The sequence below is a fragment of the Mucilaginibacter gynuensis genome, assembly GCF_039541195.1.
Lineage (GTDB): Bacteria > Bacteroidota > Bacteroidia > Sphingobacteriales > Sphingobacteriaceae > Mucilaginibacter > Mucilaginibacter gynuensis.
The window spans coordinates 102772-126489 of record NZ_BAABFT010000010.1 but is presented as its reverse complement, the minus strand read 5'-3'; the positions used below and the strand labels follow the sequence as shown (position 1 = coordinate 126489).

The window sequence follows — 23718 nt, the reverse complement described above, 5'->3', positions numbered from 1 at the left end:
ACGGAAACATATACTGAAAGCCTTGTATGTAATAGCATACAGGGCTTTCGTTTTTTTAGTGCGTTTATAATCGGCGTTTAAAGCGTAAAAAGCCAATAAATGACGGATATCAGCCTAAATGTTATCAAAAAATAAACTGCTTGTAATTATTCTACGTATTTGCACGTAAATGATGTTATATGCCCACTTAGGCATAGCATTTGATTATATGAGCACATGAAACGTCTAACCTTAAAAAGAAAATATTTACAAACCCGTTTATTTGAGTGGGTTGTGTTAAAGTCGCCGGAGTTCCTGGTGTCGCTTATGTAATAATTTGCTAATTTCGTGCTTATATTAAGTATGAAATTACAAGACTTTTACGACAGCGCTTATAAATGGATCCTGCTGCATGGCCCTGATATTGTTAGCGGATTAATAGTACTCATCATTGGCCTGTGGTTCATCAGGCTCCTTAAATCGCGTATCATCGCTCAAATGAGCAAACGCGAGGTTCATTCATCCCTTCAATCTTTCTTACTTAGTTTATCAATTACCGCCCTGCATATTTTGCTGGTGTTAACGGTAATGCAAATACTTAAAGTTGAGGCAACCATATTCACGACGCTTGTGGGCGCGTTTGGTGTGGCCGCCGGTTTGGCCTTATCGGGTACGCTGCAAAACTTTGCAGGTGGGGTGCTTATCTTATTACTGAAACCATTTGAACTAAACGATACCATCCGTGCGCAGGGGCAGGAGGGCAGGGTAACCACCATACAGATCTTTTATACCGTACTGTTAACCATCGATAATAAAACCATTATTATACCTAACGGAAAGTTGTTTAACGAGGTAATTGTAAACATTACCCGCGAAACCCAGCGCCGTTTGGATTTTGAGATAGAGTTGAGCTACGCCGCCAGCCCCGAAAGTGTGATGGAACTTATTGCCGATGCCGTTAAAACCGCGCCCGGCATACTGCCCGACAGGCCTGTGAAAATAGGTATAGTACGATTGGCTTTTGACCGCGTTACCTTTGTGGTAAATATATGGGCCGAGCCTGCCGAGTTTCTGAATGCCAAAACGTATATCCACGAAGAGGTAATTAAAAAGCTGATGGCCCAGGGTATAAAGTTCCCGGGTACCTGATGGTTATATACGCTGGCGTGCCTTAATTTCGAGGTAGCGGTTAACGGTATTGATGGTAAGGTTTTTTGGGGCGGTGAGGATGGATTGTATACCATGCTTGGCCAGTTCCTTTACAATCACCTTTTTCTCGTTGGCAAATTTTTCGGCAATGGTTTTTATGTAGATGTTCTCAACATCCTTAGCCGGTTGCTCGCTTATGGCTTTCAGTTCGGTATTCTCAAAAAATACCACCATCAGCAAATGGAACTTAGCTATCCGTTTCAGAAATGGCAGCTGCCTTTGCAGTGCCGACATGCTCTCGTAATTAGTAAAGAACACCACTAAACTCCGCTGCTTTATTACACTGCGTACAGTGCTGTACAGTGCTTCCATATTGGTTTCGAGGTAGCGGGTTTTCTCTTTGTACAAAACTTCCAGTATGCGGTTTAGCTGTACCGGCCGGCGGTCGGCAGGTATAACGGAGCCAATTTTTTCACCAACGGTGATCACTCCCGCCTTGTCTTCTTTTATCAGCGCCACGCTCGATAATACCAGGCTGGCATTAATAGCATAATCGAGCAGGCTTAGTCCGTCAAAAGGCATCTGCATTGACCTCGACTTATCTATTACGCAATACACATGCTGTGATTTTTCGTCGGTATAGGAGTTCACCATAAAGCTTCCCTGCCTCGCGGTGGCCTTCCAGTTAATGGTGCGGTAATCATCGCCGGGTACGTAGTTTTTTACCTGCTCAAACTCCATGCTATGGCCAAGCCTGCGGATCTTTTTGATCCCCACTTCGCTCAAGCGGTTTGATATAGCCATCAGCTCATACTTGCGCATTTGCAAAAATGAAGGGTAAACGGGCAAGGTTTCGGCCTGTTCAAAGGTATAACGGCGGCTTATTAGCCCCAAGGGCGACCGCACGTATACCCTGATATCGCCAAACTCATATTCGCCGCGTTTGGTAGGGCGCAAAAAGTAATTGATCTGTTTTTGCTGGCGCGACAGCAGGGTGGTTTTAAACCATACATCGCGTTTTTGAAACTGAAAGGGAATTTCATCAATAATACCTATCGTAGTAGTGAACGAATACAGGTTTTCGATATAGATGCCCAGTTCATTATCATCGCTGTTGCTAAGCCGCTCGGGGGCGTGCCTGCGTGCAAATATGCCTTTTGATGTATTGTAAAGCATCAGCACATCAACCAGTATCAATAGTATCAGCGTATAAAAAACCAGTTCGGGTATAATGCCTAACCATTTAAAAAAGAACCCGAATAAAAATACCACCACGCAAAGCGTTAGCCCCGCAAACAGGCGGTTGGTAAGAAATAGGTTTTTATAAAATAAACTGAATACTTTTTTCACGCAGTGCGGGCTTATCTTGGTACTTCAATTTTCTGGATGATCTGTGCAACCACATCATCGGTGGTAAGGCCTTCCATCTCTTTATCGGGGGTAAGCATCAGGCGGTGCCTTAACACCGGCGGTGCTACCCATATTACATCTTCAGGGGTGACAAAATCGCGGCCTTTAATGGCAGCCAATGCCTTAGCGGCATTAACAATTGCCAGCGACGCGCGGGGCGATCCACCTAAAAACAAGGCTTTATTGTTACGTGTTTCGTGAATCAGTTTGGCCACAAACTCCAGTATTTTAGGCTCCACATGAAAAGCTTTCACCTGCTCGCGCAGGGCTACAATATCATGAGCTGATAGCACCGGGTGTACATCGGCCAGTTGATCACTGGTTTTGTGCTGGTGCTGTTGGGTAATAATGGCTATCTCTTCTTCAAGCGAAGGATATTTTACTTCTACCTTAAAAATAAAGCGGTCAAGCTGGGCTTCGGGCAGGCGGTAGGTACCTTCCTGCTCAACAGGGTTTTGGGTAGCCAATACAATGAAGGGCTCATCCATTTTATAGGTATTGCCATCGTTGGTAAGTTGGCGCTCTTCCATCACCTCAAACAAGGCCGACTGTGTTTTGGCCGGTGCCCGGTTAATCTCATCTATCAGTACAATATTACCGAAGATGGGGCCGTGCTTAAATTCAAAATCGGCGGTTTTAGGGTTAAATACCTGCGTGCCCAAAATATCCGACGGCATCAAATCGGGGGTGAACTGTATGCGCGAGTATTTGGCGTTGATGGCCTTGGCTACCAGTTTAGCGGTCAGCGTTTTGGCTACGCCGGGTACACCTTCAATCAGTATGTGCCCATCGGCCAGTATCCCGGCAATAATAAGATCAATAGTTTCCTGCTGACCAACAATTATTTTGGCAAGCGTGGCTTTTATTTGCTCAACGGCAGCGTTAAGCCTGCTCATATCCGTTCTATTCTCAAATATTTCTTCTTCCATTGTCTATACAGATAAGGTATAAAATTTTTCGATCAGTTTGTTTAGTTCAATCAGCTCGCTGTCGCTAACCTGACTTTGGTGTGCTATGTAATTAATGTAATTCACCATATCGCGTACGAAATTTAGCTCGATGCCGCTTTTGGCTGCAAAGGTGTTCACAAATTCATTATCTAACTTGTTGGTTTTAATAAGGTAACGATCGCGCACATGTGTAAGAAAGTACAGTATCTTTTTATGGGCGATGTTTTGATTGTCGCGCTGCTCGTAGTATACCTGCCCAACCACATTAATAAAATCAACGGTGGAGTTTTTAAGCGGCTCAATAACCGGGATGATCCTTTGCCTGCGTTTTACCTCGTACAACACAAACAGCAACAAGCTGCCTAAGGTAATGTAATAAGCCCAGCGCAGTTCGGCATTGGTAAGGAAAACCTTCATCGGCGAACCTTCATTTGCTGTGCCCTGGGTATAGTACTCATCCCACAGGATTTGTTTAGGGCTGTTCAGGTAGGATAGGGCATAGGCAGAATACTCGGCACCCTGCGTTTTCAACAGACTATAATTACTGAACAGTTTAGGATTGCTGATAAGGTATAACGATCCCTTGCCGAATTTAAAGCGCACAAAGTTGGCCTTATGCTGTGTGTTTTGCCCAAGCAGTAAAGCGCGCGCGGTATCAAGCTGACTAAAGTACATATTGCCCGCCTGCCTGTCTACGCGGTATTTCTTTTCCGGGTCGAGAGCGGGGTTTACAAAACCTACCAGTTCATCGTTATTGGCAATGTCGTACTTATTATCGGTTGCTATCTTCAGGTTTTTACGGAACAAGGTTCCGAAGTTTTCAACGGCTATAAAGACATCGTTACCGGCTTTGATGTATGCGGTGAGGCGTTCATAATCGGGTTTTGATAACTCAATTCCCCCGCCTATAAGTACATAAGCCGTGTTTTTTAGGGTAGTATCGGCCAGGGTATTATAAACAGGTTCGCGCACCGCATGGATCTGCGATTTGGGGAATATGTCCTTAGCCCTGTCATACAAAATAAAGGTACCGAATGGGATTTTATCGGTATTGATATAGGTTTCCTTCCAGTTGGTAGGTTTGGGTTTGTTCAGCTGCACAACAATGTACAATACAAACAGCGATATGGTTACTATAAGATATATCTTCAGGCTCCTCATGCTATTTGCTGTTTAAATTGCTGAAATAGCACGTTAATATCTTTGTAAGCAGGTTCGTCAATTATAAAATTACCGTACCATACATATTCAAACCGGCGGGTTAATGAGCCAAAGGCCTGTTGCTTATCCGCGTCCTGTAACTCGTAAAAATAGGCTGTGTTGGTTTTGTCAATTTGCCAGTCTATCAGGTTTTTATCGCTTAGTTGTTTAAGGCATTTCAAATACAGCAAACGAACAGCTAGGCGATAATTGCCCTGCGTTACGGCAAGCTCTATTTCGGCATCAAAATCAATCTCGTGAATGTTTTCCAAGGTTTCGTGATAGGGTACCGAAGCCTTTTTGGGGCCTATGCCAAAAACACCGGTAATATCAATACCAACAAGTTTTAATATCACAAAAAGCAAACCCGCAATAGCTATAATTAAAAACGTATACTTCAGTATAATAAAAGCCTCGGGCGACATGTGGAAACCACGGAAAGGCGCCCCAAACCAATCCCAGAAACGATCCCACCAGGTAGGGCCCTCGGTAGCGCCATCATCATACCTGAAATCGCGCTGCGAGGCGTATTGTTCCAAACTGGCATCGTTAAACTTTTGGGGTTTAACGGCTGCGCTATCGGCATGCAATATAGCCGGTGTTTTCTTTACCGTTTTTATAACTTTTTTTACCGCAGGCGGATTCTTATCTACTGCCCATGCAAAAGAACATGGCAGTACCAGTAACAGTGTAAGTAAAAGAAAAGGAATTAACCTGCGCATAGTTTAGTATTGTTCGGTAGGCAGGTGCGATGCATCATCATCTTTCCCTAAGTTATTTATGCGGTCTAAAAGGCCTGTGCCTTCTTGTCGTTCGGTATAGCTAAAATAACACAAACTAAGTGCTATGGCCAGTAGCGAGTACGACAGGTACATTACGTTAACCAAAAAGGCAAAAAATACCAATAGTGGTGTGGTAAAGCTTTTGAGCACCAAAAAGAGTTTTAATACGGTGATTAATGTTATTGGCAAACTCGCTATACCCGCCGCGAAACCAATAATGAGTGACACCACGAATATAATACCGAAGGTCATCCACCAGTTATTACTGATCAATTTAAAGCATTTACTAAATGCGAAACTGAACGAGGTGTTCTCAAATATCATTATCGGCATAGCCAACGCAAATACGGTACTTACATAAATACCGGGTATAACACAAAGCACAAAACCCACTATTGTAAGCAGTATTAAAAGAAAGCTACTGCCTATGCATCTCAAAAAATAGTACTTTACATAACCCCAAACTTCTTCTAAAGTAGGTTTTTCCTGCTCTTTTTTTTCGCGATATACGGCTATATAACTAAAGGTTACCAAAAAAATCAGAAAATAGTATAGACCCACCGCTACATAATATAGGCCCATGCCTAAAAAATAATCGTTAAAAATACCCGATCTGAAAACGTTGGGATTTGGCTGGTTTTTTATATCCATCATATTCATCATGCCCATTTGCATAAATGAATAAGCCACGGTACCTAACAGGGTAAAGGCGCCGCAAATAACTATCAGCGGAATAAAAAGGGGCTTAAAATTATCTTTCAGAAAAGTGAAGCTATCGCTGATTATCTGTCCGAAATCTCGGATGCTTCTTAACTCAAACTTCGGTGTCATCAATGTAAGGGGTTGCTTGGGTAAATTGTTTATTAAGTACGGCCGGATATATTACCACGTACCATAGTATAAATATAAAGGAGAGCACAAGAATGGTTACGCTTAACCATATAGGCATTTCGGTATGGCGGGTTACATAACCTTCAAAAAAAGCGGCGGTAACAATAATGGGTAAAATGCCGAGGGCAATCTTGATCGCGTCCTTTCCACCCGCTTTTAATGATACCAGGCGGCTGTACGTTTTAGGGAAAAGCAGGCTGTTACCTAAAATTAGCCCCGCGGCGCCGGATATGATGATGGTCGATATTTCGAGCGTACCGTGTATCCATATTACCAATACCGATTGAAGGCCAAGTCCTTTACTGAAAAAATAGTATTGGAACGAGCCCAGCATAATGCCATTGTATACCAGCATATATAAACTGCCAACTGACAGGAATATGCCGGATACTACCAGCTTCAGTTCAACCCAAATATTGTTGAGCCCAATCATTAAGAACATTTCAAACTCCCCCATCTTTTTATATACCCCGAACGGATCGCCTTTGGCAATGTTATCATTGGTCATGTTCACATAGCCGTCGCCCAATATGAGGTTTACAAAATGTCCGTCGTATTTGGCTGATAGGACTCCCATCAATGTTGAAACCAAAAAGAAAGCGAAAGAATATAGTAACAACCTGCGATGTTTAAAAAATATCAACGGTAATTCGTATCGCCAAAATAATATGAAGCGGTTGCTTTTCTCTTTTTTGTTTCTGTAGATGGATTGATGGAAACCCGATGCCAGTCCGTTAAGATATTTGGTAGTATTTGAACGCGGATAAAAAGTTTTGGCATAAGCGAGGTCATCAGTTATGCTGATAAAGCTTTCGGCCAGTTGATCGGGGTCGAGCCGTGATTTATCGGCTTCGTAAGCTCTCCACCTGGCAGAATTTTGTTTTATAAACAGGGCCTCACGCATCGTTTACTCGGTATTAGGATTTTTTGTTCAAAATAGCCACAAATTTTTAAACTGCAAGTAAAAAATGCAATAACAAATTTATATTTGTTACTAACATGCAGACCGTAACCATTCACACCACGCAAAATATTGATATCGACTATGAAATTGCCAGCCTTGGCGACCGCGTGCTGGCGAGGTTGATTGATTATGGTATTTTCTTTGTTTTGGCGATAATAATAGGCATAGGCGGAGTTGCTGCGTTAGGTGACGGGCCGCTTGTGGGTTTTATATTTGTAGGCCTGTTTGCACTTTTTGTTTTTTACGATTTGATATGCGAAGCCATTTTTAATGGCCAAAGCGCAGGCAAACGTATTATGAAGATTAAGGTGATCAGTTTAGATGGCGCGCGGCCTTCTTTTGGGCAATACCTTATGCGCTGGCTTTTCAGGCTGGTTGATTTTGCCATAACCGGGCAATTGGGGGGGCTTATTTGCGCCGCAAGCACGAAAAACATACAGCGTATTGGCGATATAGTGGCCGGTACTGTGTTGATAAAAACTACTCCCCGCACTAAGATGGAGCACATCGTATTCAAACCATCTGAAGATACTTACGAACCTGTTTTTAAAGAAACCTCAATGCTTGGCGACAAAGATGTTGCCCTGGTGGGTGACGTGATCAATACTTATTATAAAACCGGTAACGCGGTTGTAGTATATAATATGGCTGCCCGTATAAAAACACATTTGAATATCACAGCCCCTGAAAACATGAATGACCTGGTGTTTTTGCAAACCATTGTGAAAGACTACAGCCATATCACCGCTCAAACCGATGCGATGTAATGCCCGTAGAGGTGCCACATTTTTAAACCATAACTTACCAGTATAATTGAAGCGGTAACCATGTATACCGTTTTTTTTATGAAATGGGTTGGAGTATCCAGGTTCCACTGCTTATCGGCAAATACGTATGCGAAAGCTATAAGAAGGGGAATGGCAGGAGGGTAAAGCGCAAGGCTATCATGCAAATTGCCTTGTAAAAGAGCGAGTACCGATCGTTGAAAGCCACAGCCGGGACAGTCAATGCCGGTTAAGTATTTAAAAGGGCAGGGGAGCAAATGACCTTTCAGCCAGTCGAAAACCGACCGGCCGAAAGATATTTGTGAATAATATAACATTTTTTATACCTGCGAAGGGGGGGGAGTATTAAAAGGATCGTTAGGGTTGAAACCGTTAAATGGCTTTGCAAAACCTGCACCGGCAGGGCCAATATATTGGTAATTACCAAAACCCAGTATTGGAATGAAGATAAATCCTAAAAGTAAAATACCAATTGTAAAGCCTTCGCTTTGGCCAAAGCTTTTGCTTAACAGGTTAATTACCCATACTGCAATAACAATATTTACGCAAGGCACTAACAGCAGAATTAACCACCATATAGGTTTGCCCACAATTTCGAGCAACACTATAGCATTGTAAATTGGTACAATTGCTGCCCAGCCTGGTTTGCCTGCTTTTTCAAAAACTTTCCATAAACCTATTACATAAATTACATAGGTAATTAGTAATGGTATCATTAATGCACCGAAAATTAATGCGGCTAAACCGCCTGAAGGATCATTGTAAGTTTCCATAAGAGATAAGTATTTTTTAGATTTTTTTGAAAGTTATTAAATCGATTTCAAATATTAAAACCTTTAATTAAAAATTTTATAGCCCTTTATGCTTAATTTTGCAAGCAATGCAAAGAGAGCAAATTTCGGTTTTTGATATGTTTAAGATAGGCATTGGCCCGTCGAGTTCGCATACGCTTGGTCCGTGGAGGGCGGCGCAACAGTTTGTACAGCTATTAAGCGATACCGATGCGTTGCCGTTGGTGGCGGGCATCAAGATATTGCTGTACGGCTCATTGGCCAAAACCGGCCGTGGCCACGGCACCGATATTGCCATTTTGCTCGGCCTTAGCGGAGATGACCCTGTAACCTTTGAGGTAGATAAGATCAACTCTAAAATAGCGCATATCACCCATTCGCATAAGCTGGAATTGGGTGGTACAAAAGAAATAAGTTTTTATACCGACGACGACCTGCTGTTCCTGTTTAACGAAAGCCTGCCCTTTCACCCCAACGGTGTAACTTTTCAGGCTTTTTTAAGTACAGGTAAGGCAGTATCTGCCACCTATTATTCAATAGGCGGAGGCTTTGTGGTAAAAGAAGGCGAAGACAAAAATGCCAAAGCAGAAGTTGATCTGCCCTTCCCGGTAGAAACAGCCGGCGACCTGCTGCACTGGTGCATGAAAACCGGTTTGAAGATCTCGGAAGTGGTAATGGAAAACGAACTGGCCTGGCGCAGCGAGCACGATACGCGCGACGGTGTGCTCAATATATACCGAGTGATTCGTGAGTGCATTTACCGCGGTTGCCATACCGGAGGTTCATTACCTGGCGGACTGAACGTAGCCCGCCGTGCCATCAACCTTAACAGAAGATTAACCGCGGGCCATAACTACAGCAATTATGATGAATGGATAGCCGTGGTACGCGAAACCGGCTGCACTTTTCAGAGTATATTAGATTGGGTAAGTTGTTTCGCATTGGCTGTAAACGAAGAAAATGCTTCTTTTGGCCGTGTGGTTACCGCGCCAACTAACGGTGCCGCGGGAGTGATACCGGCAGTGTTGCACTACTTCATCGCGTTTTGCGATGGTTATGAGGATAAAAAAATAGCCCAGTTCATTTATACCGCTTCGGAAATAGGGAGCATCTTTAAAAAAGGCGCTACCATATCGGCTGCTATGGGCGGTTGCCAGGCAGAGATCGGCGTATCATCAGCGATGGCTGCTGCTGCTTTAACCGAGTGTTTAGGCGGTTCGCAAAGGCAAGTATTAATGGCGGCCGAAATTGCTATGGAGCACCACCTCGGCCTAACCTGCGACCCTATAGGCGGATTGGTACAGGTACCCTGCATAGAGCGTAATACCATGGGGGCTATAAAGGCCATCACGGCATCGCAGCTTGCGCTGCAAAGCAACCCCGATAATGCCAAAGTAAGTTTAGATGCCGTAGTTAAAACCATGTGGCAAACCGCGCAGGACATGAACTCCAAATACAAAGAAACATCCGACGGCGGCCTGGCGGTAAACATCCCGATCAGCTTACCGGAGTGTTAATAGCTATTTGCTATTGAGGTGTTTGGCGACAACAGGTGCCAGTTTATTGATCCATTCGGAATACATTTTGCCCGATGGGTGCAACCCATCGCCGGCTACTAATGCTTTATCATAAAGTGCGTTGCGCGATATTTGGGTAATATCAACAAACGTTACACCTGCCTTGCCTGCTTCATCTTCGGCTATGGCGTTGTAGGCATTTATCTCTTTCTCAATTTTTTTAGTATCCGAGCCGGAAGCGAACGGCGTAACGCCATAATCCGGAATCGAAACCACAAATACGTGCTTGCTATTGTTACCCGCGTAGTTTAAAGCGGTGTTAAGCAGCTGCACAAATTCGGTACGGTAGGTGTCAATATTGTATCCACGGTACTGGTTGTTAACGCCAATAAGCAGGGTAACCATGGTGAACTTTTCCTTTATGTCTTTTTGTTTGATGGCCGCTATGAGCTCGTTGGTGGTCCACCCGGTGCGGGCAATAATTACGGGCGGCAGAATATTGTAATCGTTTTGCTTCAGTACAGCAGTAAGCCTGTTCGGGAAATTTTCGTCGGCAGGCACGGCTTCGCCAATGGTGTACGAGTCGCCCAGGGCAAGGTAAGTAACCGTGCCGGTATCGGTAGCTTTGGGTATGGTATCGTTATTGGCCACAGGCATGTTTTGACGCACGGGCATCAGCTTTGTTTTGCTGCACCCGCTAAGTATGGTTATCGCTATTATAAAATGTACTATCCTCATATCATCTCCATACCAAAAAGTACGGAAATATGATGTTTAAGGATTTGTTTAACTTTATTAATATCAACTATTTCGCCAAGTTCGGCCTGCATGCTGGTTACGGCTTTATCATCAATACCGCAGGGTACAATGTTTTTAAAATAATCCAGATCGGTATTTACATTAAAAGCCAGCCCATGCATAGTAACCCAGCGACTGCAACGTACACCCATGGCGCAAATTTTACGGGCACGCTCGTTATCGGCATCCAGCCACACGCCGGTAAAACCGGGATAGCGGCCTGCCGTAAGTCCAAATTCGGCCATGGTTAAAATCACGGCTTCTTCTAAGGTGCGCAGGTATAAATTTATATCGGTAAAAAAATTATCAAGGTCAAGTATCGGGTAGCTTACAATTTGGCCGGGGCCATGATAGGTAATATCGCCGCCACGGTTAATGGGGTAGTAAACCGCGTTTTTGGCTTTCAGTTCGGCTTCGTCAAGCAGTAAATGCTCCGGCTTGCCGCTTTTGCCCAGGGTGTATACGTGCGGGTGTTCGCAAAAAACAAGATAGTTTGGCGTAAGGGTAGTTTCCTCATAATCATCGCCGGCAGCTACCAGGCGGTTACGTAGCTCTGTTTTCAGGCCAACGGTTTCGGCAAAAAGTTTCTCCTGCCCGTCCCAGGCCACCTGGTAATCGGTAAGGCCCCAATCCTGAAAAATCACATTCTTATTCTTCATACACTATATTCTGTTACGTAACCTATCATGTAATCTTCATATTGCTGATAGCCTACGGTATAATCTATCGCTACATCGCCTTTGCGCAGTTTGGCATCCACCACGCCATGGCCTTCAAAACGGAAGGGTTCCAGCAGGATGTTATCTAAAAAGGAAACCTCTTTTTGTCCGTAACATTTGTAGATAGCCTCTTTGGCGCACCAGCAAACATACAGTTCCTCAATTTTACGCTCTTCGCTGATAAAGCCCCGTTCATTCGGGTTCATAAATTTGTGGGCTATACGTTCTACCTTTTCTTTCACCAGTTCAATATCAATACCCACATGGTATTTTTTGCTGATCATCACCGCGGCAAAATCAAACGAATGGCTGAACGAGATCTGGTACGGATGGTTAACGAGGTACGGTTTACCATGACTGTCGACCTGGCAATCAATATACTCGTTGGTGCTAAGCATGTGGCGCAGTAATACCCGTGTGCTTAACCAGTGCAGGTGGCGTTTATTGGTGCCCAGTTTTTCAACAACGGCTTTTTCTTCATCGTTTAACTGTAACTGAACATACAGGTCCTCAGCAGTTTCCTCAATTTTCCAGAGGGCAAATTCAGTATCGTCGTCAATCCGTTGCCTGTATGCTATAGCCATAAAGTAAAGGTGCAAAATGCAGCACAAAATTAAATCAAATTATTATCATTTGTGCAGTAATAATATCAGCGGCTTAACACTAACTAAATATTAATTTTTCATTGTGGAGTTGATGGATTATTTACGACAGAAACGTAGTTATACTCGATCTTTTAAGTAACGATTCATTACCTATTTCTCATCAAAATCTGCCGGTAGCTTAACCACTCCAACTATCTTCTTCAACTTGGCAGAGAGTTGGTTAGGATTTTTGCTTTCTTCAGGTAAAGATTCAAGATAGGTACTCACTAATTCAGATAAGCTTCTCCCTGTACTTTTCGCATATAATTTTGCCTTAGTTATAGTGTTTTCATTTATTGTTAGTGTCAGTTTGGCTGCCATTTTATGCGTGTATTGAATAAAGTTTATTGTAAAATTAAAAATAATATCACTTTATTTTTTCTGTCGTAATGTGAAGTTAATCATATTGTTAGCTTGTTGAGCCGATATTTAAAAATGAGTAAATAAATTTTTATAGCGATGTAACGTACGCGTGTAAACTTCCGTCATAGTAGTAATAACCATCACAATTAATAAAAGAATGAAAAAGTTATATACAGCCGTAACTATTTTAATAGCCCTTGCCATTACCGAATCGTGCCGGAAACAACAGGTTGATAAGATTATCGCAGGGCAGGGGCATCCCGCGCAAAAAGAAATTAAGCAATCACACCAGGGCAACGCAAGCATACATAAAGTAGATTACTGATAGTTGTTGATATTATACTTTTTGCGCTTAAGTTAAATAATGATAATTTAGCCGGACAGCTCATAAAAGAAATGATATTATCCGACAAGCGTATCCTTGAAGAAATTGATAAAGGCAGTATAATTATTGAACCCTTCAGGCGCGACTGCCTCGGCACCAACTCTTATGATGTGCATTTGGGCAAATATCTGGCCACCTATAAAGACAGGGTGCTGGATGCCAAGCTCCACAACGAAATTACTTCTTTCGAGATACCCAAGGACGGCTTTTTGCTGCAACCCAATACGCTGTACCTGGGCGTTACCGTTGAATATACCGAAACACATAAACACATTCCTTTTTTGGAAGGTAAATCAAGTACCGGCAGGTTAGGTATTGATATTCACGCTACTGCCGGTAAAGGAGATGTTGGCTTTTGCAACACCTGGACACTGGAGATCTCATGCACGCAGCCAGTTAAAATTTATGCCGGTATGCCTATAGGGCAGCTTATTTATTTTGTGGTAGAAGGCGAGATAGAAACACTTTATAATACTAAGGCAAACGCCAAATACAACAACCCAACTACCCGCCCGGTTGAAAGCATGATGTGGAAGAATAAGTTCTGATAAACCATGCCATTAAACATGTTGATGTAACAGCTATTTTATTTAATTGATAAAGGCTTTTTTGTAGCTTAGGCTCAATATTTACCTGAGAATGAGCTATCGTAAAATCCTTGCCTTATTGTGCACCGTGCTGTGCGCCGTTATTACAATTAGTTTTAGTGTTGCCGACGATGACCCCATACAAAAAATTGCGGCCCAGCTCGAAAAATGGCTCAGCAATAACCCGCCCGAAAAAGTTTATTTGCATTTAGATAAGCCCTACTATGCGTCGGGCGATACCATCTGGTTTAAATCGTATGTAACCATTGGCAGCACACATCAGTTATCGGGCTTGAGTGGTATCTTAAATGTAGATCTTATTAACGATAAGGATGTAGTTGAGCAAAGTGTAAAGCTGCCTTTAATAAGTGGACTTGCCTGGGGCGATTTCGCGCTGGCCGATACCATTAAAGAGGGGAGTTACCGCGTTCGCGCCTACACCAACTATATGCGCAATGCCGGCGAAGATTACTTTTTCGACCGTACCATCAACGTTGTAAATGCCATCAGCAATAAAGTATTCACCAAAACAGATTATACCTATACCTCCGTTAACGGCATACAAAAAGTAAATGCCATTATTAACTACAGCAATATTGAGGGCGTACCCTACGCTGCTAAAGAAGTAAGTTACCAGGTAGAGTACGATGGTAAGCGGGTAGACCGCGGTAAAGGCGTTACCGATGATAAAGGCAACCTTAGTCTTAGTTTTGATAATAAATTGCCATTTTTAAGCGGGCAAGGGAAAATAGTTACCCAGGTGAGTATCGATAAAAAGGAGAAGATAAGCAAAACGGTGATTGTAAAAGCGGCATCGGCCAAGGTTGATGTGCAGTTTTTCCCCGAAGGCGGTAATTTGGTAAATAGCCTGGCTTCGGTAGTGGCTTTTAAGGCGACAGGTGCCGATGGTTTGGGTAAAGATATAAAGGGGGTAATTAAGGATGAGCAGAATGCTGTTGTAGCCAATTTTGCTTCGGCCCATTTGGGTATGGGGCAATTTAACCTTACGCCGCAGGCCGGGCATACCTATAAAGCGTATGTTACTTATGCCGATGGATCGGAAGCTACGGTTGACTTGCCGAAAGCGCTTGCACAAGGCTATGTAATCAATATTGATACGCACGATGCCAATCGTTTAATTGTTAGGGTAGAAAATAACCTGCCCGGCGATCCGGGGGTAATTTCACTGGTGGGCCAGTCGGATGGTAAGCTGTACTATGCTGCCAAAGGCCGGTCAGGCGAGAAGAGTTTTGTAACCACTATCCCTAAAAGCCGTTTCCCATCGGGTACTATACAGTTCACACTTTTCTCTGCAACCGGCGAACCGTTGAATGAACGTTTGGTATTTATCCAAAATAAATATTCGCTAAGGCTTGATGTTACCGCTGATAAACAGGTGTACAAAACCCGTGAGCATGTAAAGCTGAACCTCAGTTCAAAGGATGAAGAGGACAAACCCTTACAGGGCATTTTTTCGGTAGCAGTTATTGATGAAACCAGTGTGCCGATGGAAGAAGAAAGCGAGCATACCATATTTTCAGATATCCTGCTTACCTCAAACATTAAGGGGTATGTTGAAAAGCCTAACTACTATTTTACTAATGAAAACGATAAAACACGTGCCGATCTGGATGTGCTGATGCTTACCCAGGGTTTCCGAAGGTTTGAGTGGAAGCAGGTATTGGCAGGTAATACGCCGCCGGGGGGGTATCAACCCGAAAAAACGTTAGAGCTATCTGGCACGGCTACCTTTAAAGGTAAACCCGTGGTAAAAGGCCCGGTGACTATATTTAATACTGCCGGTAATTTGTTTACCCGTGATACAGTTACTGATGCTAATGGGCATTTTAAGTTTACTAACCTGCTATTTAAAGACAGCGCCAAGCTGGTAGTGCAGGTGCGCACCGCTGATGGCAAAACCGGGGTAAAAATTGAACTGGATAATACCAAACTGCAAGCCGTTACCAAAAATAAGAATGCGCCCGATGTGAACATTAACCTCAATGAAGGCATGAATGGCTTTTTACACAATAATAAAAGCTGGTACGATTGGCAGGTGAAAAACGGCATAGGCAACCGTACTATTTTGTTAAAGGAAGTAAACATCAGGCAGAAAAAAGAATCGCCTGTTAAAAATTCATCTAATTTAAATGGTTCGGGCAACGCCGACCAAATACTTACTGCGAAAGACCTTAGTTTGGGCTGTACGCAATTAGATATATGTTTACAAGGCAGGCTCACAGGGGTAATATTTAAACAAGGCTTACCTTATTCTACACGCGGTCCAAATTCACCGATGTCCATAATAATTGATGGTAGTCCGGTTGAAGGTGATGCATTAAGCAGTATTTCGGTACCAGATGTAGAAACCATTGAGGTATTGCGTACAGTTGCTACAACGGCTATTTATGGTTCGAGGGGCGCTGGCGGAGTAATTATTATTACTACCAAAAGGGGCGATGGCGGCAGATACGATCCTTCACGCTGGGATGCACCCGGACTGATCCCTTATTCGCCGAAAGGTTATTACCTGGCCCGCGAGTTTTATTCGCCAAAGTATGATGAGGAAAGCCTGAGCCGTAATCAACAATTGCTAGATCTGCGTACTACCATCTACTGGAACCCCAATATTATTACCGATGAAAATGGTAATGCTGTGTTTGATTTTTATAACGCCGATGGTAAAGGTACTTACAAGGTAATAGTGGAGGGGATAGATAACGATGGGGTGATAGGACGTAAGGTATTCCGTTACAAGGTACAGTAAATGTAAAACCGCACATTAGTAACGCTTAAGCCATTTAGTTTAATAAATTTTGGTAAATTTGCGCCACTTATGCCAACCGAAGTACAGGAAGAAACATTTACACTTGAAGAGTTGCTGGCCGGGCTTAAAGAGATGCACCGCCTCATTTTGTGGAACGATGATGTGAATACTTTTGACCATGTAATTTATTGCATGATGAAGTATCTCGACTATTCGGAATCGCAAGCTGAAAAGATAGCCTGGAAGGTGCATAATGATGGTAAGTGCGCAGTACTGGAAGGTTCCTTTACCGAAATGGAGATCTACCGTAAAATATTACAACAGGAAGGGTTGACGGTTTCTGTAGAGTAATCATTATCCCACTCCCATAAATCACGTCATTGCAGAATTTTAATTCTGGACTTTGAAGGCAAAATGAGGATGGCTTACACCCACTCTCCACTGTCATGCTGAGGAACGAAGCCTCTATCGCAGATAAGCATAGCCCCACCGCTCATTTCCTCTCCACGTGCAACAAGTTCCTATGCCCGCCTTTGCGCTCATACCGATCACAGTTCTGCCCGTTTTCGCCCGAAGCTGCTTTGCTGATGGATAAGGAGAATCTATGATAGGATCGTAGCTTTTCACCCTCTCCTCCTTGGAGAAATTATCGGCAACTTTAGGATGAACAGTTAAAACTGGCTTTTGCGGCAAAGCAAGTCGCATAGCTATCTCACCCGGTCTACGCTTCGCTGGACCACCCTCTCTCCGGCTTTGCCGCAAAGAGGGCTCAAAATAAGAGATATAGAAACCCCTCTTTGCGAAGCAGAGCAGGGGTGACGAGCGAAGCGATGTCGGGGTGAGTAATATTGAGCGATTCCTTGGAGGGGCCGGGTTGGAGATAGCGCGATGGCAGGAGGGATGCGCTATTTAATACCGTCAGTTGATTAATGGGCAACAAAAAACGGCCTTGAATTGTCTTCAAGGCCGCTCTTCTTATCGAATCTTTTACCGTTAATTATTCACCAACCGGGAAATTCCATCCATGAGTATCAGGGATAACGCCGTATTTGATATCGTTTAATGTTTTCAATACTTTTTGTGAGAACTCCCTTTCTTTAGGGTCAATTAAAAAGTACTCTTCACCGTTGTAGCTGATAGAGCCAACCGGGGCAATGGTAGCGGCAGTGCCTGCACCAAAAGCATCGGTTAATTTACCGTTTTTAGCGCCCTCAACAATTTCGGCTACTGATACGCGGCGTTCTTCAACAGGTACGCCCCATTCCTGGGCCAGTTTAATAACGGTATCGCGGGTTACGCCTTTTAGTATAGTGCTTTGGGTAGATGGGGTTACCAGTTTGCCATCTAATACGAACATGGCGTTAGCCGCGCCCATTTCCTCAATGTAAGCGTGGTCGCGGGCATCTGTCCAAATTAATTGGTCAAAGCCTTCGTCCACAGCGGTTTTACCCGGCAGCATTGAGCTGGCGTAGTTGCCGGCAGCTTTGGCAAAGCCCATACCACCTTCGGCAGCGCGGGTAAAGTTAGTTTCAATTTTAACACGCAGTGTTTTTGAAAAGTACGGACCAACCGGGCAGGTTAATACCATGTATTTGTAAGTAGCCGATGGCTGTACGCCAAGGAACGGATCGGTAGCGAACATGAACGGCCTGATATACAGGGCGTGGTTATCTTGTGTAGGTACCCAATCGCGGTCGATATCAACTACGGCTGCAAGGCTCTGTAAAAATATATCCTCAGGCAGGGTTGGCATGCAAAGGCGCTCGGCAGATTTATTAAAACGCTCGGCATTTTTATCCGGACGGAAAATGACCACCTTGCCATCAGCATGTTTATATGCCTTAATACCTTCAAAAAATGCTTGGCCGTAATGTAAAGCAGAAATTGCGGGGCTTAAACCAATCTCGCCGTACGGAATGACCTGGAAGTTTTTCCATTCGCCATCAGCATAATCAGCCACAAACATGTGGTCTGAAAATATTTTACCAAATGGCAGGTTGTCGAAATCCGTTTCCTGCAAACGGGAATGAGTGGTTTTGGTTATCTGAATATCCAGCGTCTCAGTCATGATAGTACGTGTTATATAATCTTAAAATGGCAAGTTAAGTATTTTCAAGTGAAAAATACATGATATTACTTATAGATTGTTCATTATGTGAACGAAATAGTGGAGTGTTGTAGGTTGTGAGTTGTAAGTTATGAGAATTTAGTGAATGGTGAGTAGGAACAATAAGTGGTTTAGCGATTGAGATTGTCTTCTCCGTCAGCAAACAGCTTCGGGCGAAAGCGGGTGGAACGATTAAGGGACTGAGCGTTGGCGGGCATAGGAACTTGTTGCATGTGGAGTGGAAGTGAGCGGCGAAGCAAGGGGCAAAAGTTCCAGCCCTGATCGTTCCGCCTGATTTGCAGCGCAGAGGCCTTGTGCGGCAAAGAAGCCTATTGCTGGACAAGGGTTTTGTTACTTTTGCCCTCAAAAGTAATGGGGCACTGCGCCCAAGAGCAGGCTGACATACATTACAACACAAGCACAAAAAACTTATTTTAGTAACTTATCGAACGGCACTTCTTATTATTGTCATCTTACAAAAAAAAACACTTCACTCCATTAAGCAACGCAGTTGTTAAAACCCCTGCATTCCCAAGGCTGTCTATACAACCTAATTTTATCTCTTCATTTTTTACACAAAGCCCACAACAGCAGGCTACATATATGCACATTTACATGTATCTTTGCGGCGTATTAATAATGACCATCATACTATGCTTAAAGGATTTTTCAACGTCCCTAAGCCACAAAACGAGCCCGTATTAAATTACGGCCCCAACAGCCCCGAACGCGTTACGCTTAAAGCCGCGCTCGAACAAGGCCGCTCTTATGTGGAGGACATACCCATGTACATTGGCAGCAACGAAGTACGTACCGGCAAATTAGTCGAAGTTCGTCCGCCACATGATCACCAACATTTATTAGCTAATTTTCACGAGGGCGATGCAAGCCACGTGCATGCCGCTATTGATGCAGCGCTTGCTGCCAAGGCCGATTGGGAAAACCTGGCCTGGGAACAACGTGCTGCCATATTTTTAAAAGCTGCCGATCTGTTGGCCGGTCCGTACCGTGCAACTATCAACGCGGCTACCATGCTTGGTCAGTCGAAAAACGCTTACCAGGCCGAAATTGATGCCGCTTGCGAGTTTATCGACTTTTTGCGCTTCAACGTACATTACATGACGGAGATATACGAGCAACAGCCACCTATATCGCCAAAAGGAATTTGGAACCGTGTAGAGCAACGCCCCTTAGAAGGCTTTGTATTCGCGCTTACGCCATTTAACTTTACGGCCATTGCCGGTAACCTGCCTGCATCTGCCGCCATGATGGGTAACGTAGTGGTTTGGAAACCCGCTTACACCCAGGTATATGCTGCCAACGTAATTATGAAAGTGTTGATCGAGGCAGGTTTACCTGCCGGCGTGATCAACCTTATTTATGTTGACGGCCCTGTTGCAGGTGATATCATATTCAGTCACCCTGATTTTGCAGGTATTCACTTTACAGGTTCAACCGGTGTTTTCCAAAACATTTGGAAAACTATTGGTACCAACATCCATAAATTTAAAACCTACCCGCGCATTGTAGGCGAAACCGGCGGTAAAGATTTTGTGCTTGCCCACGCCAGCGCCAATGCCGATGTGGTAAGTACAGCATTAGTACGCGGTGCTTTCGAGTACCAGGGACAAAAATGTTCGGCCGCTTCAAGGGCTTACATCCCTGCTTCGTTATGGCCTGCGGTTAAAGCCAATGTACAGCGCGATATCGCTTCGTTCAAAATTGGCCCGGTGGAAGATTTCAGCAACTTTGTTAATGCTGTTATCTCCGAGCTTTCTTTTGATAAACTGGCTAAATATATTGATGCTGCTAAAAACGACGAAGGTGTTGAACTGGTAGCAGGTGGTGGTTATGATAAAAGCAAAGGCTGGTTTATTGAACCTACCGTGCTTAAGGTTGACGACCCTCATTATGTAACCATGCGCGAAGAGCTTTTCGGCCCGGTATTAACCATTTATGTATACGAAGACGATAAGTTTGATGAGATACTGGACATTGTAGATAAAACATCTATCTACGCGTTAACAGGTTCAATTATATCGCAAGACAGGTATGCCATTGCCAAAGCTACACAGCAACTGCGCAACGCTGCCGGTAACTTCTACATCAACGATAAACCTACAGGTGCCGTTGTTGGTCAGCAACCGTTTGGCGGTGCCAGGGGGTCGGGTACTAACGATAAGGCCGGTTCAATGATCAACCTGTTGCGTTGGGTATCACCACGCACCATCAAAGAAACCTTTGATCCGCCGAAGGACTACAGGTATCCGTTTTTAGGATAATTGTTGGATTAGAATCGAGAGTTAAGAATCCGGAATCAGGATTACATATGAAAGCCGATCAGCATTATACTGATCGGCTTTTTTGATATTATATCTTCTTGCGCTCGTTTTTTTCTTGCGCTCGTTTGCAACGAGTGCTTAATATGGGTTGGCGATTGTATCGCCAAAGAAGCGTCGCAGACGCAAGACCACGGTAAACACTCGTTGCAAACGAGCGCAGGTAAGCGTTGTCTTGTCTCCTGATTCTTAATTCCTGCGTCTTTTAATTCCTGTCTCCTGATTCTTAACTCTCGATTCTAATCTCAATACCTATCTGCTTCAGCAGCAACGAAGCATTGAAAGTTTTGCACTCACCGTGTTTAAGTTTATAGTCGAACAGCATTTCGCCGTTCACTACCTGTATATCGAAGTAGAAATTGCGTACATAATCCGGATATTTCTCTTCCAATTTGGCAATTTGCAGGTCGTGGGTGGCAACCATGCCTACGGCACGTTTGCTGATCAGTTGTTCTATCACTGCTTTCGAGCCCAGGTATTTATCTACCGAATTAGTACCACGCAGCATTTCATCTATCAAAAAGAAAACCTTTGGTTCGGTGGCTACCGCGCCAAGCAACATTTGCAGGCGGTCGAGTTCGGCTTTAAAGGTAGACGTGCTTTCGTTCAGTGAATCTTTGATCCGCATGTAACTGATAATGTTTATTACCGATACCTGCATGCTTTCCGCGCAAACTGGCGCGCCGCAAAGGGCAAGCACGGTATTGATGCCCATGGTTCGTAGAAAAGTGCTCTTGCCGGCCATGTTTGATCCCGTGATGATATCGGCCTTAAAAGCATCATTCAGCGCATAGTCGTTCGCTATTCTTTTACCCGGGGCAATTAAGGGGTGTGCTATTTTATTGGCGGTAAGTGTGTAGCCATCGCCATCGGCAATTTGCGGAATAGCCCATTCGGGATAATTGATATGCAAACCTGCAATACTTATTAAGGCCTCAAACTCCGCCAATACCTCAAAAGAGGTTTCAAAATTGTGCACGTTATCGCGTTTCCATTGCTCAATAGCGATGATCTGCTTAATATCCCACACAAAAAACACATTGAGTATCACGCCCACAATAATGTTAAGGTGGTAGTTTAATTTATTGATCAGCAACGATAACTCGTTAATACGTGCCGATGTATGCGCCTCACGCAACTGCTGCGACAAATTATTGCTATAGGCTGATTGCCACTGCTCATCCTCTGCCTTTTTAAAAGCGACGGCATAGCGCGAAAGTGTGTCGCCAATTTTACCGGCTACCAGGTCGGTTTGCTTAATGTAGGATGCCTTTGAAAATACGATACCCATATTGATCAGTGCCAACAGTACGGCCAAAGGCTTTACCAAGGGTACAAATATGGCCGCTATGATCAAGGCAGATAACAGGTAGGGAGCAATAATCGTATACCGTTTCAATGTTTTTTCGCCGGGCAGATTAAGCGGTACATGCAGGTAGTTAAACAATCGTTTCAACTGGTTAACATCGGCATTGGCTGCAAATAACAGCCGGGCTTGCAAATCGAGCTTCCAATTTTTTTTGGCCGATAGTTCTTTAACCGCTTCCTGCCTTTGTAAAATAAGCTCCTTAGTGGCCGGTGCGCTTAGCCATGCGGCCAGTTTATCATTTCCCGGCGTAGTAGCCGCGCGGTTAACCAGTTGAAACAGGGATGCCTTGCCGAAAATATCCAGATCGGCAGTGTAATAATGTTTTTCGTTTATAAAACGTGCGCCGCTATCGTACAGGTTGCCGTACGTACGTATGCTATCGGCTTCGTTATCATTTATTTTGGCCAGATCGTTATAGTAATCGCGCTCGCGTTCAAATTTGCCCTGCCTGGCCACCAACCACGCGAAAGCCAACATCAGTATTACTACCGACACGGCGATGATAGTAAAGGTATCGTACACAACCCCGGCAGCAACCGCGGCAATAACCAATGCGAAAATACCAAGTCTTAAAAATGAGTAGGTATTGGCCAGTTTTTTAAACTTATCGGCCTCGTTTTTCGCGGCTGCCGACCGCTGTGCGTAATCGTTTAGGATATCGTTGTTCATTATCTGTAAAAACAAAGCGGTAAAATAAAGGCTTATATTTTAAATAACCGTTTATTTGTAGGTTTTTATGAAGATTACTTTACTCACCGTTGGCAAAACCGAGGATGCTTATATAAAAGAAGGCATCGAAAAATATGTTAAGCGCCTAAAGCATTACACCAAGCTGGAACTGGTTGACCTGCCCGAGCTTAAAAACACCAAAGCCCTTACGCAGGAACAACAAAAAGTAAAAGAGGCCGAACTGATACTCAAAAAGATCACCCCGCTTGATTATGTGATATTGTTGGACGAGAAAGGCCTGGAGCTTAGTTCCACCCAGTTTGCCGAGCTGATCAATAAGCGGTCGGTTAGTTCATCGGCCAATATCATTTTTGTGGTTGGCGGCCCGTATGGCTTTGATGCTATAGTGTACCAACGGGCCAATGATAAACTCTCGCTCTCGCGGATGACGTTTTCGCATCAGATGGTGCGTTTGTTTTTTGTTGAGCAATTGTACCGCGCCTATACCATTATTAAAGGTGAGCCTTATCATCATTCTTAAAGCATTTAATTG

The 23718-nt window shown here is 43.9% G+C and carries 23 protein-coding genes; 9 read left to right on the top strand and 14 right to left on the bottom strand.

Annotated elements, in window-relative coordinates:
- The first annotated feature begins 342 nt into the window (after window positions 1-342).
- Window positions 343-1128, top strand: coding sequence for a mechanosensitive ion channel family protein (locus ABD894_RS18530; protein WP_345212563.1), 786 nt, complete (start codon window positions 343-345; stop codon window positions 1126-1128).
- Window positions 1129-1131: 3 nt separating this feature from the next.
- Here the strand turns inward: ABD894_RS18530 and ABD894_RS18525 are convergent, their stop codons facing one another.
- The 6 genes from ABD894_RS18525 to ABD894_RS18500 are packed head-to-tail and all read right to left on the bottom strand — an operon-like array spanning window position 1132 to window position 7265.
- Complete coding sequence (locus tag ABD894_RS18525; RefSeq protein WP_345212562.1) at window positions 1132-2478, bottom strand: DUF58 domain-containing protein; 1347 nt, start codon at window positions 2476-2478, stop codon at window positions 1132-1134.
- Window positions 2479-2489: 11 nt separating this feature from the next.
- Complete coding sequence (locus ABD894_RS18520) at window positions 2490-3467, bottom strand: AAA family ATPase (protein WP_345212561.1); 978 nt, start codon at window positions 3465-3467, stop codon at window positions 2490-2492.
- A 3-nt stretch (window positions 3468-3470) separates the two neighbouring features.
- Entirely contained in the window at window positions 3471-4649 is a 1179-nt protein-coding gene (locus ABD894_RS18515; RefSeq protein ID WP_345212560.1) for a DUF4350 domain-containing protein, read from the bottom strand.
- Window positions 4646-5410 (bottom strand): DUF4129 domain-containing protein, encoded by a 765-nt coding sequence (locus ABD894_RS18510; protein WP_345212559.1) that lies wholly within the window; start codon window positions 5408-5410, stop codon window positions 4646-4648. Before ABD894_RS18510 ends, ABD894_RS18515 begins: the two co-directional genes overlap by 4 nt.
- Window positions 5411-5413: 3 nt before the next feature.
- Window positions 5414-6301 carry a hypothetical protein gene (locus tag ABD894_RS18505; RefSeq protein ID WP_345212558.1) on the bottom strand — a complete coding sequence of 296 codons (888 nt, stop codon included), beginning with the start codon at window positions 6299-6301 and terminating at the stop codon, window positions 5414-5416.
- The gene (locus ABD894_RS18500) at window positions 6285-7265 is read right to left on the bottom strand and encodes a stage II sporulation protein M (RefSeq protein WP_345212557.1); all 981 of its coding nucleotides are present in this window, start codon (window positions 7263-7265) and stop codon (window positions 6285-6287) included. Before ABD894_RS18500 ends, ABD894_RS18505 begins: the two co-directional genes overlap by 17 nt.
- Before the next feature lie 95 nt (window positions 7266-7360).
- Between ABD894_RS18500 and ABD894_RS18495 the strand changes: the two genes are divergently transcribed.
- Window positions 7361-8092: an RDD family protein gene (locus tag ABD894_RS18495; protein ID WP_345212556.1), complete on the top strand. Its 732-nt coding sequence runs from the start codon at window positions 7361-7363 to the stop codon at window positions 8090-8092.
- On the opposite strand, the gene ABD894_RS18490 is transcribed toward ABD894_RS18495, so the two are convergent.
- Entirely contained in the window at window positions 8074-8427 is a 354-nt protein-coding gene (locus tag ABD894_RS18490) for a DUF2752 domain-containing protein (RefSeq protein ID WP_345212555.1), read from the bottom strand. The two genes, ABD894_RS18495 and ABD894_RS18490, sit on opposite strands and share 19 nt — an antisense overlap.
- 3 nt (window positions 8428-8430) lie before the next feature.
- Complete coding sequence (locus ABD894_RS18485; protein WP_345212554.1) at window positions 8431-8883, bottom strand: DUF5684 domain-containing protein; 453 nt, start codon at window positions 8881-8883, stop codon at window positions 8431-8433.
- A 107-nt stretch (window positions 8884-8990) separates the two neighbouring features.
- Between ABD894_RS18485 and ABD894_RS18480 the strand changes: the two genes are divergently transcribed.
- Entirely contained in the window at window positions 8991-10418 is a 1428-nt protein-coding gene (locus ABD894_RS18480) for an L-serine ammonia-lyase (RefSeq protein ID WP_345212553.1), read from the top strand.
- A gap of 3 nt (window positions 10419-10421) precedes the next feature.
- On the opposite strand, the gene ABD894_RS18475 is transcribed toward ABD894_RS18480, so the two are convergent.
- The 4 genes from ABD894_RS18475 to ABD894_RS18460 form a co-directional block, all read right to left on the bottom strand.
- Window positions 10422-11156, bottom strand: coding sequence for an SGNH/GDSL hydrolase family protein (locus ABD894_RS18475; protein ID WP_345212552.1), 735 nt, complete (start codon window positions 11154-11156; stop codon window positions 10422-10424).
- A complete protein-coding gene (gene lipB, locus ABD894_RS18470) occupies window positions 11153-11875 on the bottom strand; it encodes a lipoyl(octanoyl) transferase LipB (RefSeq protein WP_345212551.1) in 723 nt (240 codons plus the stop codon). Before lipB ends, ABD894_RS18475 begins: the two co-directional genes overlap by 4 nt.
- Window positions 11872-12519: a 4'-phosphopantetheinyl transferase family protein gene (locus ABD894_RS18465; RefSeq protein WP_345212550.1), complete on the bottom strand. Its 648-nt coding sequence runs from the start codon at window positions 12517-12519 to the stop codon at window positions 11872-11874. Before ABD894_RS18465 ends, lipB begins: the two co-directional genes overlap by 4 nt.
- A gap of 171 nt (window positions 12520-12690) precedes the next feature.
- A complete protein-coding gene (locus ABD894_RS18460; RefSeq protein WP_345212549.1) occupies window positions 12691-12900 on the bottom strand; it encodes a DUF6364 family protein in 210 nt (69 codons plus the stop codon).
- Between the two features lie 199 nt (window positions 12901-13099).
- On the opposite strand from ABD894_RS18460, the gene ABD894_RS18455 reads away from it, so the two are divergent.
- The 4 genes from ABD894_RS18455 to ABD894_RS18440 all read left to right on the top strand — a co-directional run bounded on the left by ABD894_RS18455 (window position 13100) and on the right by ABD894_RS18440 (window position 17032).
- Window positions 13100-13267 (top strand): hypothetical protein, encoded by a 168-nt coding sequence (locus ABD894_RS18455; protein WP_345212548.1) that lies wholly within the window; start codon window positions 13100-13102, stop codon window positions 13265-13267.
- Window positions 13268-13338: 71 nt separating this feature from the next.
- On the top strand, window positions 13339-13875 hold the full coding sequence (gene dcd, locus ABD894_RS18450; protein ID WP_345212547.1) for a dCTP deaminase: 537 nt from the start codon (window positions 13339-13341) through the stop codon (window positions 13873-13875).
- Between the two features lie 91 nt (window positions 13876-13966).
- Window positions 13967-16681, top strand: coding sequence for a TonB-dependent receptor plug domain-containing protein (locus tag ABD894_RS18445; protein ID WP_345212546.1), 2715 nt, complete (start codon window positions 13967-13969; stop codon window positions 16679-16681).
- A gap of 69 nt (window positions 16682-16750) precedes the next feature.
- Window positions 16751-17032, top strand: a complete 282-nt coding sequence (locus ABD894_RS18440; RefSeq protein ID WP_345212545.1) for an ATP-dependent Clp protease adaptor ClpS — start codon at window positions 16751-16753, stop codon at window positions 17030-17032.
- Window positions 17033-17678: 646 nt separating this feature from the next.
- On the opposite strand, the gene ABD894_RS18435 is transcribed toward ABD894_RS18440, so the two are convergent.
- The gene (locus ABD894_RS18435; protein ID WP_345212544.1) at window positions 17679-18749 is read right to left on the bottom strand and encodes a branched-chain amino acid aminotransferase; all 1071 of its coding nucleotides are present in this window, start codon (window positions 18747-18749) and stop codon (window positions 17679-17681) included.
- Window positions 18750-19441: 692 nt separating this feature from the next.
- Here ABD894_RS18435 and pruA point away from each other — a divergent pair.
- The gene (gene pruA, locus ABD894_RS18430) at window positions 19442-21070 is read left to right on the top strand and encodes an L-glutamate gamma-semialdehyde dehydrogenase (protein WP_345212543.1); all 1629 of its coding nucleotides are present in this window, start codon (window positions 19442-19444) and stop codon (window positions 21068-21070) included.
- Window positions 21071-21353: 283 nt separating this feature from the next.
- Here the strand turns inward: pruA and ABD894_RS18425 are convergent, their stop codons facing one another.
- Window positions 21354-23165: a MutS-related protein gene (locus tag ABD894_RS18425; protein ID WP_345212542.1), complete on the bottom strand. Its 1812-nt coding sequence runs from the start codon at window positions 23163-23165 to the stop codon at window positions 21354-21356.
- Window positions 23166-23232: 67 nt separating this feature from the next.
- On the opposite strand from ABD894_RS18425, the gene rlmH reads away from it, so the two are divergent.
- On the top strand, window positions 23233-23706 hold the full coding sequence (gene rlmH / locus ABD894_RS18420; protein ID WP_345212541.1) for a 23S rRNA (pseudouridine(1915)-N(3))-methyltransferase RlmH: 474 nt from the start codon (window positions 23233-23235) through the stop codon (window positions 23704-23706).
- The last annotated feature ends 12 nt before the right edge of the window (window positions 23707-23718 follow it).

Bases quoted from the DNA above. Each gene is read 5' to 3' on its own strand.
- ABD894_RS18530 (WP_345212563.1), top strand. From the start codon at position 343: ATGAAATTACAAGACTTTTACGACAGCGCTTATAAATGGATCCTGCTG.
- ABD894_RS18520 (WP_345212561.1), bottom strand. From the start codon at position 3,467: ATGGAAGAAGAAATATTTGAGAATAGAACGGATATGAGCAGGCTTAAC.
- ABD894_RS18515 (WP_345212560.1), bottom strand. From the start codon at position 4,649: ATGAGGAGCCTGAAGATATATCTTATAGTAACCATATCGCTGTTTGTA.
- ABD894_RS18510 (WP_345212559.1), bottom strand. From the start codon at position 5,410: ATGCGCAGGTTAATTCCTTTTCTTTTACTTACACTGTTACTGGTACTG.
- ABD894_RS18505 (WP_345212558.1), bottom strand. From the start codon at position 6,301: ATGACACCGAAGTTTGAGTTAAGAAGCATCCGAGATTTCGGACAGATA.
- ABD894_RS18500 (WP_345212557.1), bottom strand. From the start codon at position 7,265: ATGCGTGAGGCCCTGTTTATAAAACAAAATTCTGCCAGGTGGAGAGCT.
- ABD894_RS18495 (WP_345212556.1), top strand. From the start codon at position 7,361: ATGCAGACCGTAACCATTCACACCACGCAAAATATTGATATCGACTAT.
- ABD894_RS18490 (WP_345212555.1), bottom strand. From the start codon at position 8,427: ATGTTATATTATTCACAAATATCTTTCGGCCGGTCGGTTTTCGACTGG.
- ABD894_RS18485 (WP_345212554.1), bottom strand. From the start codon at position 8,883: ATGGAAACTTACAATGATCCTTCAGGCGGTTTAGCCGCATTAATTTTC.
- ABD894_RS18480 (WP_345212553.1), top strand. From the start codon at position 8,991: ATGCAAAGAGAGCAAATTTCGGTTTTTGATATGTTTAAGATAGGCATT.
- ABD894_RS18475 (WP_345212552.1), bottom strand. From the start codon at position 11,156: ATGAGGATAGTACATTTTATAATAGCGATAACCATACTTAGCGGGTGC.
- lipB (WP_345212551.1), bottom strand. From the start codon at position 11,875: ATGAAGAATAAGAATGTGATTTTTCAGGATTGGGGCCTTACCGATTAC.
- ABD894_RS18465 (WP_345212550.1), bottom strand. From the start codon at position 12,519: ATGGCTATAGCATACAGGCAACGGATTGACGACGATACTGAATTTGCC.
- ABD894_RS18460 (WP_345212549.1), bottom strand. From the start codon at position 12,900: ATGGCAGCCAAACTGACACTAACAATAAATGAAAACACTATAACTAAG.
- ABD894_RS18455 (WP_345212548.1), top strand. From the start codon at position 13,100: ATGAAAAAGTTATATACAGCCGTAACTATTTTAATAGCCCTTGCCATT.
- dcd (WP_345212547.1), top strand. From the start codon at position 13,339: ATGATATTATCCGACAAGCGTATCCTTGAAGAAATTGATAAAGGCAGT.
- ABD894_RS18445 (WP_345212546.1), top strand. From the start codon at position 13,967: ATGAGCTATCGTAAAATCCTTGCCTTATTGTGCACCGTGCTGTGCGCC.
- ABD894_RS18440 (WP_345212545.1), top strand. From the start codon at position 16,751: ATGCCAACCGAAGTACAGGAAGAAACATTTACACTTGAAGAGTTGCTG.
- ABD894_RS18435 (WP_345212544.1), bottom strand. From the start codon at position 18,749: ATGACTGAGACGCTGGATATTCAGATAACCAAAACCACTCATTCCCGT.
- pruA (WP_345212543.1), top strand. From the start codon at position 19,442: ATGCTTAAAGGATTTTTCAACGTCCCTAAGCCACAAAACGAGCCCGTA.
- ABD894_RS18425 (WP_345212542.1), bottom strand. From the start codon at position 23,165: ATGAACAACGATATCCTAAACGATTACGCACAGCGGTCGGCAGCCGCG.
- rlmH (WP_345212541.1), top strand. From the start codon at position 23,233: ATGAAGATTACTTTACTCACCGTTGGCAAAACCGAGGATGCTTATATA.